This window comes from Bradyrhizobium sp. S3.12.5 (genome assembly GCF_040548225.1).
Taxonomy (GTDB): domain Bacteria; phylum Pseudomonadota; class Alphaproteobacteria; order Rhizobiales; family Xanthobacteraceae; genus Bradyrhizobium; species Bradyrhizobium cytisi.
Genome location: NZ_JBEPRF010000006.1, coordinates 109,471 through 124,956, shown reverse-complemented (window position 1 = coordinate 124,956; position 15,486 = coordinate 109,471). Strand labels below are relative to the sequence as shown.

The window sequence follows — 15,486 nt, the reverse complement described above, 5'->3', positions numbered from 1 at the left end:
GCCGACAAACTGCCTACTCCCAAGGCAGCCACGTGGGAACCGCAGGTGTTGCCGAGAGACGACACTTCCAGAGAATCAGCATCGCTCCGGTTTGCACATACAAGTTGTCGCCCATCCCCATGTATATTTGCGCATCGCAATTGATAGATTCGGGGAAGACATGAATTTGAAGGTTGTATCCGCGCTCGGCGCGCTCGCGCTCGCCGCCGTCGCGACCCAGGCCAACGCCGCCGATCTCGCCGCTCGCCCCTACACCAAGGCACCGCCGATGATCGCCGCGGTCTATGATTGGAGCGGCTTCTACATCGGCGCCAACGGCGGCTATGGCACGTCGCGGAATTGCTGGGACGGGACTGCCGGTTTCCCGGCCGGCATCGCCGAAGGCTGCCATGATGCGACCGGCGCCGTCGCCGGTGGCCAGATCGGCTATCGCTGGCAGAGCAGCGCCTTGGTGTTCGGTCTTGAGGCTCAGGGCGACTGGGCCGACCTCTCGGGCCGGAATGCCAGCACGGTGTTCGGCGTCGCGAACCGCACCCATATCGACGCCTTCGGACTGTTCACCGGCCAGGTCGGCTACGCCTGGAATAATGCGCTGCTTTATGTGAAGGGCGGCGCCGCGGTCACCAGCAATCAATACCGCGGGATCGGTACGGGCGGACTGGCCGGCGCCGAGTTCGATCGCGCGAACGACACCCGCTGGGGCGGTACGGTCGGCGTCGGCTTCGAATATGGCTTTGCCCAGAACTGGTCGGTCGGCCTCGAATACGACCACCTGTTCATGGGCCGGCACGACGTCACCCTCACGGCCAATGGCGTGCTGGCGCCGGCGGTGCCTGCCGGTGCGTTCTCGCGCACTGATAGCATCCGTCAGGATGTCGACCTGATCACCGCGCGCATCAACTACCGGTTCGGTGGCCCGGTCGTCGCGAAGTATTGAGGCTTGGTGTCCCGGACGCGCGAAGCGCGAGCCGGGACGCAGAAAGCAGACCAAGCAAGAAGATGGGCCCCGGCTCGGCAGCGCATCACTGAAGAAGTGCTGCGCTGCGTCCGGGGCACGGCCGTGACTTACACGTCCGCCATGCCCAGCATCAGCCGCATGTTCTGCACGGCTGCGCCCGAGGCGCCCTTGCCGAGATTGTCCAGCCGCGCGACCAGCACCGCCTGATGGTACTTGTCGCTGGCGAAGACGTAGAGCTCGAGCATGTTGGTCTCGTTGAGCGCTTCCGGCTCGAGCCGGCCGCCCTTCGACGCCTCGTTCTGAAGCGGCATCGCCGAGACGTATCTTGAGCCCGCGTAGTGCTTGGCGAGCGCGGCCTGAAGGTCGGCGCCGCTGGGCTTGCCCGGCAGCGTGTCGAGCTGGAGCGGGATCGAGACCAGCATGCCCTGCCGGTAATTGCCGACCGAGGGAATGAAGATCGGCCGCCGCGTCAGGTTCGAATAAAGCTGCAGCTCCGGCAGATGCTTGTGCTCGAAGCCGAGGCCATAGAGCTCGAACGACGGCGCGCTGCCGTCTTCGAAGCTCGCGATCATCGACTTGCCGCCGCCGGAATAGCCACTCACCGCGTTGACGCTGATGGGATAATCGGGCGGCAACAGGCCGGCATCGACGATCGGCCGCAGCAGCGCAATGCCGCCGGTCGGATAGCAGCCGGGATTGGAGACCTTCTTCGCGGCCTTGATCTTGCCGGCCTGGTCCGGTGCCAGTTCCGGAAAACCGTAGGCCCAGTCCGGCGCGACGCGGTAGGCGGTCGAGGCGTCCAGCACCTTCGGCCCCGCAGCGCCCATGCTGTCGATCAGCGCCACCGTCTCCTTGGCGGCATCATCAGGCAGGCAGAGGATGACGAGATCCACCTCCTCCATCAGCGCCTTCTTGGCCGCGGGATCCTTGCGCTTGTCGTCGGCGATGGTCTTCACCACGACATCGTTCTGAAGCTTGAGCCGCTCGTTGATGCCGAGGCCGGTGGTGCCGGAGCCGCCATCGACGAAGACGGTGGCGGGCCTGCTGGCGGCAGCTGACTTCGGGGCGTCCTTGGTGTCAACGAGGCTGGTTTCAGAAAGGCTCATGGCACGCTCCTTTCGAGCTTGTTCGTGTCGTCTGCAAAAGCTTGCGGCCTTGCCTGCCGCATCAACTGTGAAATCTGCTTCGCGTCGGCATCGCCCACGCCGAGCGCAGTCGCGATCGCCGCAAAGTCGGCGTCCGATTTGTGCTGGTTGAGCTTGAAGCTGCCTTCGACCTCTTCAACCGTCATGACCAGACCCACGATCGCCTTCTTCAACGTCTCGAACCGGCCTGCCGTCATCTTCGCCGAATTCCACGGCGTCTTCGGCAACAGCCAGCTCTCGAACTTGTCGCTCAGCGTGTCGATCTGCACCGCCAGCTCGTCGTCCGACAACAGCCGCACCGGGCCGCTCAGATGCACCGACTGGTAGAGCCAGGTCGGCACCTGATCCGGCGAGACGTACCAGTCGGGCGATACATAGGCATCGGGGCCATTGATCGCGAGCAGCCAGGACGTTGCGCCGTCCGCAAGCTTTACCAGCGGATTGTGACGTGCGGCATGAAAGGCGGCCTGCGGCGTGCCGTCGGCGGCGTAGGTCAAATAGAACGGCAGCGGCGAGGCGACCGGCTTGTGGCCGTCGAAGGCGCACATAGTACCGAAGCCGCGGTCGCCTGCGAATTTCAGGCTTGCGGCGCGATCCGGCTTGAAAAAGGGTGGCGTGTACATCGTGGTCTCCTGCTGGGCCTCCTTGGGGGCCGCCGGATCAGATCGCGCTGACAGGAGAGAGAATGCCGCGGATCCGATCCAGCGGCAAAGACGATGATCTCAAACGCGATCGACCGCCCAAACCGCTAAAGAGCGGCGGCGGCGACGGGCGAACAGGATGGTCGCGGCGTTGATCATGGCGCGGGGCTATAAGGCCAAACCGGCCTGGCGTCAAGGATTTGGAGCCATCATTCCGCACCGCCCGAGCCTTTCGGTCGCTACCATCTGGCCAGGCCCAGATGACTGAACAGTGTCCCCCAGAAGGAACCTCCGCGCGTCAGCTCATACAGATGAGCGCCCGCTTGCTCGTTTCCACGAGCCGACGCCTTGCTGTACCAATTGATCGCCTGCTGGGTATCCTTCGGCACACCCGTGCCACTCTCATAGGCCCACCCCAAATTGTATTGGGCCCAGCCGTCGTTCTGATCGGCGGCCTTGCGCAGCAGGGAAATGCCTTTGGCAAGGTCCTGCGGCACGCCCTCACCCTTGATGTGCAACAGGCCGAGGCCCGTCTGCGCGTACGTCGAGCCCTGCTCAGCCGCCTTCGAAAACAGATCGAAAGCGAGGGCAAAGTCCTGGGGAACGCCTCGTCCGTCCCTGTACATGGCGGCAAGGCGGGTCTGGCTGTAGGCATTGCCCTGATCCGCGGCCTTGCCGTACCACTCGGCCGCCTGCTTTTCGTCGCGAGCCGTCCCTGTGGCCGTCTCGTAGAGGTAGGCAAGTTGCTCCTGACTGTAGGTATCGCCCTGTTCGGCGGAGAGACGAAACCACTTGATCGCCTCCGCGCGATTACGCTTCGTTCCATTTCCGTCCCGGTACATCGCGCCCAAATAGGACTGCGCGCGTGCATTGCCGATTTCGGCCAGCGGCCTCAACCGCTCGATCGCGCGTTGAAAATCGTGAGCAAGATACGCGTTCGCACCGTCGGTGAAATCTGCGCTGACCTCGACAACCGAGGCTGCTCCCCTCGGGGTCAGGCCGATCAGCCCGTACTTGAACTCGTCGAGCTTATCGAACCCCTTCTCGATAGCCGGACCAAACTCCGCCGGGCAGACCGGTGCGTCGAGCGTCAGGCGAAGAAGCGCATTGGAGCGGATAGTTCGGCCATCGACAGCGATGGTGCCATTCACCTCGATCCGGCCGTGGATTTCAGCGTTGCCCGTTCTGCCTTCGAACGTCGCCGAATAGGCGATCGGTGCCGGTTTCTCGTAGAAGAATGTGTTTTCGGGAACCGTGAGTGAAGCGACCTCGCGGTATTCCATCGGTCGGCAAACAAAAGGCCGTCCATTCGTCTGGCGCGCAACCAACCGCAGGAGCGATTGTCTTGGATCGGTCAGAGGCAACATCCTGATGCGCGCGGGCCGGTCGAGATCGACAGGTTTGCTGATCTGGAACGTTGATGTGATCGCGTAGTCGTCTGTCAGTTCGCGCGGATTTGGATAGGTGTAATCGCCGGTGCCGGTCAGACCGGCCTGCTCGATCAGCTTTCTGGCGGCCATACGCCGGTCTTCATCATCCAATCCCTGCGCGAGCGTGCGTCCTATTTGCGCGCCAACGCCAGTGCCAGACAGGATCGAGCGGACTTCGCGTTTCCCATCATTGCCGAGGACGTAGTCCGTTTCCGCAGCCATCCGGAAGCGCTCCGGACCAGCCATGGGAATGCGGCTCAAAGTGCCCTTGTCGATGTTGAGAACCGGCTTGCCCGCGAGGTTCGGCGGCAGGGAGCCGAAAGCGAACAGCGGCGCGGTCGGATCGAGATATTGGTCGATCTCCGGGACATAAGCGATCGCGTGGTCGAAATTCGGCGTGGCAATTTCGGTGAGCGTGTATCTTGCGTCGGCGTTCACCGCGACCAGATTGGCTTCGATGCCCTGGGCGGCAAGCAGCGCCTTGAACAACGTCGCGTGCGCCTTGCAATCGCCGTAGCGCGAGGCCAGCACAGCCGAGGCAGGCTGCGACGTCCAGCCGCCGTCCTCGAGTCCAATCCCGACGTAGCGGATGTTTCGGGCCGCCCAATTGTAGAGGCGCTCGACCTTCGCGCGCGTGCCGACGGCGTCGCCGGCAATCTCCCGCGACAGTCGCGTCACCCTGTCGTCCGGTCGCGCCATCGGTGCGTTGCGTGCGTTCAGCATCGCCGCGAAAGCGGAATAGTCGGCAAACGTGCTGACCTCGAAACGCTCGGCAAATGCGAGCGTCTCGTCGTCGATCTGGCGGGGTCTGGGCGCGTCTTGCTGGAAGCGCACGTGATGGACGATCCGATCGTTCACCCTCTCTTCACGGTGCTCGACATTGCGCAACGCGACCCGCAAAGGCCTGGATGCCGGTCCATCAACGGTCACCTCGAGCAATTCGGGAGGCTGGCTCGCCGGCTCGCTCCAGGAGCGCGCAAACTCACCCGGAAATCTCGGCTGCTTCGCCTTGTAGACCAGACGCCCGCGGATGCTGTCGCCGGGAGCAACATGGGGATAGGCGATGATTCTGTTCCGAACCTCGTCGAAATAGGGCGACGAGGAATCTGTCGACGCCGGTTGATCGCGGATGGCGCGCTCGTCGACCTCGACCACGGTGCCATCGGCCTTGAGAGTGGCAAGCGCCATCGAGGACAAATCGTCAAAATAGCTGTTGTACTGAAAACTCTGCTGCGCGATCGCCTCGGCGCCCTTCTCGTCGAGCGCCTTGATTTCGAACTCAAAGACCTCCGTGCTCAGCCCCTTCTCGTCGAATGTCACGGCGTAGCGCGCCACCGTTCGCCGCCAGCCCGGATCGACCCAGCCGGGCCGATCAGCGGCGGATGATTCAGCGGCATACGATTTCATGCATGGCGACGCGAGGAGCAACGCCACCAGGAAAGCTGAACAAACGCGTACGATCATATGCTGAGCGCTCGGCCGTTAAGTCGGCAACTCAACTAGCAGGCGAAAATTACCAGCCGCACTCTCGAAAAGGACGACTTTTAAATTTCTTCCGCCCTGCGGGCATCAACCTGTCCCGGTCTCGCTCAGATCACGCGCCAGAGCCATTCCATGATCGTCGCGATCACATCGCCGAACAGCAGGAGCGCCGCCGACCAGACCAGCGCGGAGGCGAAATTGGCGGCCTGAAAGCTCCAGTAAGGCATCTCGAAAATGCCGGCCGCGAGCGGCACGGAGGCGCGCAAAGGTCCGAAGAAGCGGCCGATGAAGATGCTGGGCACGCCCCAGCTCCGCACGAACGCCTCGCCCCTGGGCAGGATTTCCGGATAGCGCGAGAGCGGCCACATCTGCGCGACCTGCTCCTTGTAGCGGTAGCCGAACCAGTAGGAGACCCAGTCGCCGAGGGCAGCACCGATCGCGCCGGCAATCCAGATTGGATAGAAGCTGATGCCGCTCGCCCCGATCAGCGCGCCGATGGCGACCAGCGCCCCCCAGGCCGGGATCAACAGCGAGATGAAGGCCAGCGATTCCCCGAACGCCAGCAGGAACACGATCGGCGCAGCCCAAGCCTGATGGAGGCGCACGAAATCGGCCAGTGCGTGCGCGTACTGCTCCATTCCAGAATAGCCTTCCCGCCCCGCCTTGAGGTGCTGCTGGTGAAAAGCACTGGTAAGCCAGGGACTTGTGTGACATCAAGTCACAAAGCCGGCTCCGGCCGGACCGAGGCCTCAAATTGCCGGGATTTGGTTAGCTTGCGGCGTAAATTCGCCGGCATTAGCTCCCACCCACAGCGCCCGGCCGGCGCTGCGATAACCTTTCGAAGCCAGAAGTGGCATAGTCGGGCCAACCGATTCGCCGCCTTCGCGGCCATCAAAACGCACCAAGATATATGTCCAAGCAGTTGAAAACAAAAGCCAAAGACGACCTATTCGACGGCAATGAGCCGAAGGGGCGCACAGCCGCCGCGAAGGCAGCGCCGCGCGGAACCGGCGGCGAGGCCGATTACACGGCCGCCGACATCGAGGTGCTCGAAGGCCTGGAGCCGGTGCGGCGCCGGCCCGGCATGTATATCGGCGGCACCGACGAGAAGGCACTGCATCACCTCTTCGCCGAAGTCATCGACAACTCGATGGACGAAGCACTGGCCGGACACGCGACCTTCATCGGCGTCGAGCTCTCCGCGGACGGCTTCCTCACCGTCACCGACAACGGCCGCGGCATCCCGATCGATCCGCATCCGAAGTTTCCGAAGAAGTCGGCGCTTGAAGTCATCATGTGCACGCTGCATTCGGGCGGCAAGTTCGACAGCAAGGTCTACGAGACCTCCGGCGGTCTGCACGGCGTCGGCATCTCCGTGGTGAACGCGCTCTCCTCGCTGCTCGAGGTCGAGGTCGCGCGCGGCCAGAAGCTGCATCGCATGACGTTCGAGCGCGGCCATCCCAAGGGCAAGCTCGAGGATCTCGGCAAGGTCAACAACCGCCGCGGCACGCGCGTGCGGTTCAAGCCCGACACCGACATCTTCGGCGCCAAGGCCGCGTTCAAGCCGCAGCGCCTGTTCAAGATGACGCGCTCGAAGGCCTATCTGTTCGGCGGCGTCGAGATCCGCTGGAACTGCGCGCCCGAGCTGCTCAAGGGCGTCGAGGATGTTCCGCCGGAAGCGACCTTCCACTTCCCCGGCGGCCTGAAGGACTATCTGGCGGCGGCGATCCACGCCGACACGCTGGTGCATCCCGACATCTTCTCCGGCAAGTCGGGCCGCAACGGCGCGCATGGCGCCTGCGAATGGGCCGTGGCCTGGACCGCGGATGCCGACGGCTTCCTCTCCTCCTACACCAACACCGTACCGACGCCCGATGGCGGCACGCACGAATCCGGCCTGCGCAGCGCGCTGTTGCGCGGCCTGAAGGATCACGCCGAACGCGTCGGTCAGGGCAAGCGCGCCTCGTCCATCACCTCGGAAGACGTGATGGTGGGCGCCGCCGTGATGCTGTCCGTGTTCGTGCGCGAGCCTGAATTCCAGGGCCAGACCAAGGATCGTCTCGCCACCGCCGAAGCGCAGCGCATCGTCGAGCAGGCGATGAAGGATCCGTTCGACCATTGGCTGTCGGGCAATCCGAACATGGCCAACCGGCTGCTCGATTTCGTCATCGACCGCGCCGAGGAGCGGCTGCGCCGGCGGCAAGAGAAAGAGACCGCGCGGAAAACCGCAGGCAAGAAGCTGCGCCTGCCCGGCAAGCTCGCCGACTGCAGCGATGCGGGCTTGGACGGCTCGGAACTCTTCATCGTCGAGGGCGACTCGGCCGGCGGCAGCGCCAAGCAGGCGCGCGACCGCAAGACCCAGGCCGTGCTGCCGCTGCGCGGCAAGATCCTCAACGTCGCCTCCGCCGGCAAGGACAAGCTGACGGCGAACACCCAACTCGCCGACCTGGTGCAGGCGATCGGCTGCGGCATGCTCGCGCAGTATCGTGAAGAGGATTTGCGCTATCAGCGCATCATCATCATGACCGACGCCGACGTCGACGGCGCCCACATCGCATCGCTGCTGATCACGTTCTTCTACCGGCAGATGCCGCGGCTGATCGACGAGGGGCATCTCTTCCTCGCAGTGCCGCCGCTCTACAAGCTGACGCATGGATCGAAGTCGGTCTACGCACGCGACGACGCGCACAAGGAAGCGCTGATCAAAAGCGAATTCAATGCCAACGCCAAGGTCGAGGTGAACCGCTTCAAAGGCCTCGGCGAGATGATGCCGGCGCAGCTCAAGGAGACCACCATGGATCCTGCCAAGCGGACCATGCTGAAAGTCGTCCTGCTCGCCGACGATCGCGACACCACGGCGGATTCCGTCGAGCGCCTGATGGGCACCAAGGCCGAAGCGCGCTTCGCCTTCATCTCCGACAAGGCCGAGTTCGCGAGCGAAGAGCTGCTCGACGTCTGATGCGGCGATTCCCGCTGAAAAGCCCCGGCCCGAGGCCGGGGTTTTTCAATTGGGATGGCGAAAGCGCGACTCGGCCAACGACTCACAGCGGCCGGTCGGCAAGCCAAGGCTGAGGCAGGATCGCCTCCGTTTCGGACAAAGGCGAATTCCTAACAGAACCCTACCCGGGCAGGCGATGCGGAGACCGACGTAATACATTGAAATTACGTCGCTTTTTTGAGACTTATTGACGGCACCTCAAAACCCGGATGGCGGGCGTTTTCCGGCGACTGTGCCTGCCCTGCAACAGCATTTCGGCGAGAACCGTCTATAGTCCGGGCATCAGATCACACGGACTTCAGAGCGCTCGCGCCTGCTACGGACCTAAGGTTGGGGATTTCATCATGAAGAAGATTGTACTCGCGCTGACCGCGGTTGCGGCGATGACCGGTTCGGCTTCGGCGGCTGACCTTGCGGCGCGTCCCTACGTGAAGGCCCCGATGGCGGCTCCGGTTGCCAACTGGACCGGCTTCTACATCTTCGGCGGTGGCGGCGGCGGTCTCTCGAACTCCGACCAGTCCGTCCAGTCGACCGTCGGCGCGGTTCCGCTGACCATCACCCAGCGTCAGGGTGGCTCGGGTTGGTTCGGCACCGTCGGTCTCGGCTACGACTGGCAGTTCAGCGGCACCTGGGTCGCCGGCGTGTTCGCTGACGGTCAGTTCGGCAGCATCCGCTCCACCGTGCAGGATCCGCTCATCGGTATCACCGGCAACCAGAAGCTGGAAGACTCCTGGGCCGCTGGTGTACGCCTCGGCTGGCTGGTCGCTCCGAACGTCCTCTCCTATGTCAACGGCGGTTACTCTGGCGCCCATTTCGGCAGCACCAACTTCGTGACCCTGGCAGGCGCTCCGGCTGGCACCCACCTCAACGGCTACAACCGCAACGGCTTCTTCGTCGGCGGCGGCGTCGAGAACAGCCTGAACATCTTCGGCATCTCCTCGCCCGGCTGGTTCATGAAGACCGAGTACCGTTCGGCCTTCTACAGCGCCAAGACGCGGGATGAGATCTCCAACGTCACCAACCTGCCGACCGGCATCGACAGCATCCGCGCCAACAGCTGGAACCAGACGATCTCGACCTCGCTGGTCTACCGCTTCAACTGGACCGGCCCGGTCGTCGCCAAGTACTGAGCTGAAAAGTACTGATCTGATCCGAATTCAACTTCAGACGCTAAAAGCCCCGGCATTGCCGGGGCTTTTTCGTGTTCGGAGACCTGAGCGATTGATGCTCGCGTTCAACGAGCTGCTCGCGCCGGCGATGCCCGGGGTGGTCTCGGCGAACATGCGTTCTCGCGCGGCCTTGCATCCCTGCCCATTGTATCCGAACAGAAGCTACGGCTAGTCTGGCCTCAAGCTCTCGCGAAGTGCGGCCGTCCTTTTGTGCCGCAGGCCACGACAGAATCAGACCGACAGGGAGGAATGCATGCGCAGATTTCTGCTGATCGCAGGCCTGTTTGCCCTCGCTGTCGGGCTGCTCTGGATCGGACAAGGCACGGGCACCGTCGCCTGGCCGCGATCGAGCTTCATGGTCAACCAGCTGCAATGGGCCGGCTATGGCGCCGCCATGGCAGGCTTCGGGCTGGTGCTGATCTGGCAAAGCAACCAATAGAAGAAACCAGGAAGTGAAAGCATGACATCCAACCGGTTCGATCTCCGCGGCAAGGTCGCGATCGTCACAGGAGGCAATGGCGGCATCGGACTCGGCCTCGCCCATGGGCTTGCGGACGCCGGCGCCGATATTGCCGTGGTCGGACGCAACGAAACCAAGTCGGCGGCTGCCGTTGCCGATCTCAAGGCGCGCGGCGTGAAGGCGATTTCCGTCACCACCGACGTCACCGACAAGGACGCGGTCGCGGCGATGATCGACCGCGTCGTTGGGGATCTCGGCCGCATCGACATCCTGATCAACAACGCCGGCATGAGCATCCGCAAGCCGCCGCACGAGCTCGAGCTCGACGAGTGGAACAAGGTGATCGACACCAACCTCACCAGCGCCTTCCTGTGCTCGAAGCTCGCCTATCCGGCGCTGAAGGCATCGGGCAACGGCAAGGTGATCAACATCGGCTCAATGATGTCGATCTTCGGCGCGAGCTTCGCGACCGCCTATGCGGCCAGCAAGGGCGGCATCGTGCAGTACACGCGCGCCTGCGCGAATGCCTGGGCGCCCGACAACATTCAGGTCAATGCGATCCTGCCGGGCTGGATCGACACCGATCTCACCCGCGGCGCGCGGCAGCAGGTGTCGGGTCTGCACGAGCGCGTGCTGGCGCGCACGCCTGCGGGGCGCTGGGGCGACATCGACGACTTCGCCGGCATCGCGGTCTTCTTGGCCTCGCCCGCCTCGAACTTCGTCACGGGCACAGCGATCCCCGTCGATGGCGGCTTCTCGGTGATGGCCTGAGGCGCCTTTCGCGTAAAAAAGAAGCCCCGGCGATGCCGGGGCTCTAAGTTTTTGGCAGTGATCTTTTTTGCTGATTGGTCGTTTGTTGCTCAGTAGCGGCCGGTGACCGGCGCATCGAACTTGTAGCTCGCGCGCACAACCGCCCACTGGATGTCGCGCGGCTTGGCATCGAAGGTGTAATTGCCCGAGGTGCCGCCGAGCTGATAGGTCTGGCTGCCGAAGGCCGCGTAATTGTACTCGAGGCCGACGATCCAGTTGCGGGTGATGCCGTATTCCCAGCCGGCGCCCACGGTCCAGCCGTTGGCCCAGTGGGTCTGACCGCCGTTGCCCGTCGCCGGGCCGACCGTGTCGGTTACCGACAGGCGGTTGTTGACGCCGGCATAGCCGCCCTTGATGTAGAACAGGTTGTTCTGCACGGCAAAGCCAGCGCGACCGACGACGGTGGCAAGAACGTTCGCACGCCAGGAGAATACGTCGTCGCCCGCGCCGAACGCGGTGTTCACGACGGTACCTTTGTTGTTGAGGCCGGAGATCGTGCCTTCCATGCCGAACACGTAGTTGTTGGCCTGCCAGTTGTAGCCGATCTGGGCGCCGCCCATGATGCCGCTACCACGCTGACGATAGCCCTGGCCCGGCGTCAGATCACCGAACGGCGCCCCGATTCCATTGTTGATGAACTGCTCGTTGGTCCATGCGCCACCGATGTGGCCGCCGACATAGAAGCCGGTCCAGTTGAACAGAGGCTCGATATAGGCCGGCGCCTTGGTGTAGGGCCGCGCGCCGAGATCGGCAGCGGAAGCAGCGCCGGTCGAAACCAGAGCGGTCGTGCAGGCGAAGGCGGCAATCAATTTGTTACGCATGATACTGGTACACCCCGTGTCCTTTGATGGGTGCACGCTCACAGACAGTTCTTACTCAAATTTGAATCAAGAGAGTTAAGGCGCCGGATTGGCGCATCGCGGTCTTTGAATCCGCGTGCGCTGTTGCGCGAACGCAACGCAAAGCGCGCGATTTAACGCGACATTATCCCTACTGAATCCCTGACGCCGGCGCGGCCTTTGAACGCACGTGCTCGGGCCGCACACCGAGCGCAACGAAGCGCGCCGCAATCCCCTGAAGCCATGGCGATGCGGAGATCAATCGCAGGAGCAGCGGCACCTTGAGCGGGTGATCGCCGCCCTGCAGCGCGCCCCTAATGATGTTGTTCTGCACGATCACCTGCATCGCCTGGGTCATCTTCACCGGGAACTCGCGGCGGCGCCGCACGGTATCGAGCTCGTCCTCGGATGGACAGCCGCGCTGAAGCTTCTCCGCGAGCAGGTTTGCAGTCGCGACCGCGTCCTGTACGGCGAGATTGACGCCGACGCCGCCGACCGGCGACATCGCGTGTGCGGCGTCGCCGATGCAGAGCAGGCCCGGCCGTGTCCAGCGTGGCAGGCGGTTGATCGCGACCGTCAGAAGCTTGATGTCGTCAAAACTCTTCACGTCGGCAATTCCGGATCGCAGGACCGGCGCCATGCGGACGACGTCGTCGAGCAGTGCCTGCAACCCCCTCGCCTTCACCGCATCGTATTGCCCTTTGGCGATGACATAGGCGCACTGCCAGTAGTCGCCGCGGTCGAAGGTGACCATCATCCTGCCGGGCTCGACACGCGCGAACAAATTCTCGGTCTCGTCTGGCGTTCGGCCGGCACGGAACCACAGCACATCCATCGGCGCGCCGATCTCCTGGACCTCAAGGCCGGCACGCTCGCGCACGGTCGAATGCCGGCCGTCGCAGGCGATGGTGAGATCGGCCTCGATGTCCACAGTGCCGTCCGGCGTTTCTGCGCGCACGCCGGCGATGGTATCGCCGCGGCGGATCAGGTCGACCGCCTCCGTGCTCATCATCACCTTGAACGAGGCGAAGCGCCCGCTTGCCTTGCGCAGGAAATTCAGGAAATCCCATTGGGGCATGAAGGCGATGAACGGGTACTTCGTATTCAGCCGGCTGAGATCGGCGATCCGCACCTTGGTGCCGCCGAACAGGCCATCCATCGTCTGCAAGCGCTGATGCGGCAGCTTGAGGAAGCCGTCGATCAGGCCGAGCTCGTCCATCAGCTGGAGCGTCGAGGGATGCACGGTATCACCGCGAAAATCGCGGAAGAAATCGGCGTGCTTCTCCAGCACCACGACATCGATGCCGGCGCGCCCGAGGAGATAGCCGAGCATCATTCCCGCGGGCCCACCGCCGACAATGCAACACCGGACTCTCACGGAGTGACCTACGGTGTGCTGAGGCGTATCTGTTTCATCCATCAGATCCTCGCTTGCGACTTTAGTCCGCTGTGCGGTGCAACAAGTCCGAATTGGTTTGCCGTGAGAGCAAATGGTCCGTAGCGTTGCTGACGAGTTCGATTGATTTCAGGATGATCTTGCTGTGCGCACCCTCCTCATAGTGCTTAGCATCTGGTTGTTGATCAACGTGCTTTTTGTCGTGATCATGCTTCCGGCGCGCAAACCGCGAAGACTGGATCCGCGGGCGACGGGTGCGCTTGCACCTGTGCGGATCGATCAGCATGGCTATCCGTTTGAGGAGCAGGAGAAGCTCCTGCTCAGCCATGTCATCATCTCGATCGCCATGGGAACTTTCTTCTCGCTGGCGCCACCCCTGATCGAGGCCATCGACTCTGCCAAGCGCCTCTTCAGGAAGCGCCGGCCTTAGCGGACCAGTCCCCGCCCGCTTCGGAGCCCCCGAGACAGCTCAATTGTTGCTGCGGTTGGCCGTACGAAAACTCTTGACCTCCGACACGCTGCCGTCGCGATAGGTCAATTCGACCGACATGAACTGCGTGGCCGGAGGCAGCTTCTCGTAGAGCAGCATGCCGGCCGTGATCGCCGAGGGATCGCGGAGGTCGCAAGGCGGCAGCTTCAGCACCCTGTCCGGCACCGCCGTGTCGATGCCGATCCGCGCCTCGCGGATCGCGCAACGATATGACACCAGATGGGAATAATACACCAGCAGCCCGTTAAACTGACGGAACGACAGCCAGCTCGTGGCGGTCATGTCGAGGATCTTGCGCTGGTCCCGGATCAGCGCCGCTTCGGGATCGAACTTGATCGGGAACGGGCCCTGCATGTCACCGGACGCGTCGACGTAGCGGACCTCGATGGTGCCGGCCTGCGCGTCCGGGGGCAGCTCGATCGACGGGTTCGGCATCCGCTTGCGCGTGCGCGGATCGAGCGCGTCGATGAAGCCGGTCTCGCGGAAATCACCATTGCCTGCCATGCGCCAGGACACCCCGAGGGTGGGATCAGCGAAGGAGAACGTCACGCTCCAGCCGCCATTGTGGCGCGAGAAGCTCGCGATCGGCGCGTTGGTCGTCTCTTCCTTCGGCACGCGCGGCACCGAGACCGGCGGCAGCGCCGCGAGCTTCTGCGGCGGCGGGTCGGCCGGACGCGCGGCCGCGGCATCCTTCGCGGCTCCGCTGAGGAAGACGTCGTCGACCATCTGGTCGAAATAGACCGGCACCTGCTTGTGCTTGACGGTATCGGCCATCTCGCTGACCAGGCGGCGCGTGTGCTGCGCGACCTGCACGAGGTTCTCGCCGGGCTGCAGCAGCTCCTTGGCGAAGGTGCGCGTGAACACCGAATTGGGATTGGCATCATCGTTGGAGAGGCGATCGAGCGCGGTCTGGCGCGGACCTGCCGAGAACACCGAGAACACGCCTTCGGGCAGCTGCGTCATCGGCGCAAGCCCACCACCGCCGGCGACTGCGCGCGTGCCGCTGCGCTCGAACGGATTGTTGCGGCAGGCGTCAAACACCAGGATCGAGGTGCGCGCCTTCTTGTTCTGGAGGCGCTCGACGACACGATCTGCGAGAATCGAAGCGTCGCGCACCAGCTCTTCCTGGCCTTCGGCCGCCGCCGGCACGTCGGTCGGCAGCAGATAGTTCTGGCCCGCAATCTCGAACCCGTGGCCGGCATAGAAGAAGAACGCGGTGTCGCCGGGCTCGATCGCCCGGTCGAAGGCGAGCAGCGTCTCGGAGAATTGCTGACGGTTCTGGTTTTCGGCGACCATCACGGTGAAGCCGAGTTGCTTCAGCGTATCGCCCATGGTGCGGGCGTCGTTGACGGCCTTCAGGAGCTTCGGAACGTTCTTGTAGTCATTGTTGCCGACGACGAGCGCGACACGCTTTTCGGCATGCGCGGCACTCGCGAAACTGCTGAGGCTCGCCGCCAGGCCAACCGCCGCCAGAATTCTGAAAAACCGACGCGTCATCGTGATATTCCCGCTGCAGAACGGCTCCCCGTTGGCTCCATGCGGAACCTTACGCCGTTGATGTGATAGTCGGTCCAGCCGTAACGGCGGTTCAACCGGTCCGTCCCCGCGGCGCCATGATTTGGCCTATAGAAGATTCTCGTGGAATCTGCTTCTTCTTGGGCGGAATTC

Annotated in this window: 13 protein-coding genes; 6 read left to right on the top strand and 7 right to left on the bottom strand. The window is 63.5% G+C overall.

The window, feature by feature from the left end:
• The first annotated feature begins 160 nt into the window (after positions 1-160).
• A complete protein-coding gene (locus tag ABIC09_RS10320) occupies positions 161-937 on the top strand; it encodes an outer membrane protein (RefSeq protein WP_148748822.1) in 777 nt (258 codons plus the stop codon).
• A gap of 128 nt (positions 938-1,065) precedes the next feature.
• On the opposite strand, the gene argC is transcribed toward ABIC09_RS10320, so the two are convergent.
• The 4 genes from argC to ABIC09_RS10300 form a co-directional block, all read right to left on the bottom strand.
• Positions 1,066-2,064, bottom strand: a complete 999-nt coding sequence (argC, locus tag ABIC09_RS10315; RefSeq protein ID WP_354109192.1) for an N-acetyl-gamma-glutamyl-phosphate reductase — start codon at positions 2,062-2,064, stop codon at positions 1,066-1,068.
• Positions 2,061-2,726: an FMN-binding negative transcriptional regulator gene (locus ABIC09_RS10310; RefSeq protein WP_354109191.1), complete on the bottom strand. Its 666-nt coding sequence runs from the start codon at positions 2,724-2,726 to the stop codon at positions 2,061-2,063. The genes argC and ABIC09_RS10310 overlap by 4 nt, the downstream gene beginning before the upstream one ends.
• Positions 2,727-2,983: 257 nt before the next feature.
• Positions 2,984-5,581, bottom strand: a complete 2,598-nt coding sequence (locus tag ABIC09_RS10305; RefSeq protein WP_354109190.1) for a DUF3857 domain-containing protein — start codon at positions 5,579-5,581, stop codon at positions 2,984-2,986.
• A 182-nt stretch (positions 5,582-5,763) separates the two neighbouring features.
• The gene (locus ABIC09_RS10300; RefSeq protein WP_148748819.1) at positions 5,764-6,294 is read right to left on the bottom strand and encodes a DedA family protein; all 531 of its coding nucleotides are present in this window, start codon (positions 6,292-6,294) and stop codon (positions 5,764-5,766) included.
• A gap of 272 nt (positions 6,295-6,566) precedes the next feature.
• On the opposite strand from ABIC09_RS10300, the gene parE reads away from it, so the two are divergent.
• The 4 genes from parE to ABIC09_RS10280 all read left to right on the top strand — a co-directional run bounded on the left by parE (position 6,567) and on the right by ABIC09_RS10280 (position 11,054).
• Positions 6,567-8,615, top strand: coding sequence for a DNA topoisomerase IV subunit B (gene parE, locus ABIC09_RS10295; protein ID WP_354109189.1), 2,049 nt, complete (start codon positions 6,567-6,569; stop codon positions 8,613-8,615).
• A 383-nt stretch (positions 8,616-8,998) separates the two neighbouring features.
• On the top strand, positions 8,999-9,784 hold the full coding sequence (locus tag ABIC09_RS10290; protein WP_354109188.1) for an outer membrane protein: 786 nt from the start codon (positions 8,999-9,001) through the stop codon (positions 9,782-9,784).
• 292 nt (positions 9,785-10,076) lie between these two features.
• The gene (locus tag ABIC09_RS10285; RefSeq protein WP_007609848.1) at positions 10,077-10,262 is read left to right on the top strand and encodes a hypothetical protein; all 186 of its coding nucleotides are present in this window, start codon (positions 10,077-10,079) and stop codon (positions 10,260-10,262) included.
• Positions 10,263-10,283: 21 nt separating this feature from the next.
• A complete protein-coding gene (locus ABIC09_RS10280; RefSeq protein WP_148748816.1) occupies positions 10,284-11,054 on the top strand; it encodes an SDR family NAD(P)-dependent oxidoreductase in 771 nt (256 codons plus the stop codon).
• 89 nt (positions 11,055-11,143) lie between these two features.
• On the opposite strand, the gene ABIC09_RS10275 is transcribed toward ABIC09_RS10280, so the two are convergent.
• Positions 11,144-11,914 (bottom strand): outer membrane protein, encoded by a 771-nt coding sequence (locus ABIC09_RS10275; RefSeq protein ID WP_354109187.1) that lies wholly within the window; start codon positions 11,912-11,914, stop codon positions 11,144-11,146.
• A 169-nt stretch (positions 11,915-12,083) separates the two neighbouring features.
• Positions 12,084-13,352 (bottom strand): FAD-dependent oxidoreductase, encoded by a 1,269-nt coding sequence (locus ABIC09_RS10270; RefSeq protein WP_354109186.1) that lies wholly within the window; start codon positions 13,350-13,352, stop codon positions 12,084-12,086.
• Between the two features lie 121 nt (positions 13,353-13,473).
• On the opposite strand from ABIC09_RS10270, the gene ABIC09_RS10265 reads away from it, so the two are divergent.
• Positions 13,474-13,758 carry a hypothetical protein gene (locus tag ABIC09_RS10265; RefSeq protein WP_148748813.1) on the top strand — a complete coding sequence of 95 codons (285 nt, stop codon included), beginning with the start codon at positions 13,474-13,476 and terminating at the stop codon, positions 13,756-13,758.
• 39 nt (positions 13,759-13,797) lie between these two features.
• On the opposite strand, the gene ABIC09_RS10260 is transcribed toward ABIC09_RS10265, so the two are convergent.
• A complete protein-coding gene (locus tag ABIC09_RS10260) occupies positions 13,798-15,315 on the bottom strand; it encodes a caspase family protein (RefSeq protein ID WP_354109185.1) in 1,518 nt (505 codons plus the stop codon).
• Positions 15,316-15,486 lie beyond the last annotated feature (171 nt).

Excerpts from the sequence above, each read along its gene's own strand:
- ABIC09_RS10275 (WP_354109187.1), bottom strand. The coding sequence starts at position 11,914 with ATGCGTAACAAATTGATTGCCGCCTTCGCCTGCACGACCGCTCTGGTT.
- ABIC09_RS10270 (WP_354109186.1), bottom strand. The coding sequence starts at position 13,352 with ATGGATGAAACAGATACGCCTCAGCACACCGTAGGTCACTCCGTGAGA.
- ABIC09_RS10280 (WP_148748816.1), top strand. The coding sequence starts at position 10,284 with ATGACATCCAACCGGTTCGATCTCCGCGGCAAGGTCGCGATCGTCACA.
- ABIC09_RS10310 (WP_354109191.1), bottom strand. The coding sequence starts at position 2,726 with ATGTACACGCCACCCTTTTTCAAGCCGGATCGCGCCGCAAGCCTGAAA.
- ABIC09_RS10285 (WP_007609848.1), top strand. The coding sequence starts at position 10,077 with ATGCGCAGATTTCTGCTGATCGCAGGCCTGTTTGCCCTCGCTGTCGGG.
- ABIC09_RS10260 (WP_354109185.1), bottom strand. The coding sequence starts at position 15,315 with ATGACGCGTCGGTTTTTCAGAATTCTGGCGGCGGTTGGCCTGGCGGCG.
- ABIC09_RS10320 (WP_148748822.1), top strand. The coding sequence starts at position 161 with ATGAATTTGAAGGTTGTATCCGCGCTCGGCGCGCTCGCGCTCGCCGCC.
- argC (WP_354109192.1), bottom strand. The coding sequence starts at position 2,064 with ATGAGCCTTTCTGAAACCAGCCTCGTTGACACCAAGGACGCCCCGAAG.
- ABIC09_RS10300 (WP_148748819.1), bottom strand. The coding sequence starts at position 6,294 with ATGGAGCAGTACGCGCACGCACTGGCCGATTTCGTGCGCCTCCATCAG.
- ABIC09_RS10305 (WP_354109190.1), bottom strand. The coding sequence starts at position 5,581 with ATGAAATCGTATGCCGCTGAATCATCCGCCGCTGATCGGCCCGGCTGG.
- parE (WP_354109189.1), top strand. The coding sequence starts at position 6,567 with ATGTCCAAGCAGTTGAAAACAAAAGCCAAAGACGACCTATTCGACGGC.
- ABIC09_RS10290 (WP_354109188.1), top strand. The coding sequence starts at position 8,999 with ATGAAGAAGATTGTACTCGCGCTGACCGCGGTTGCGGCGATGACCGGT.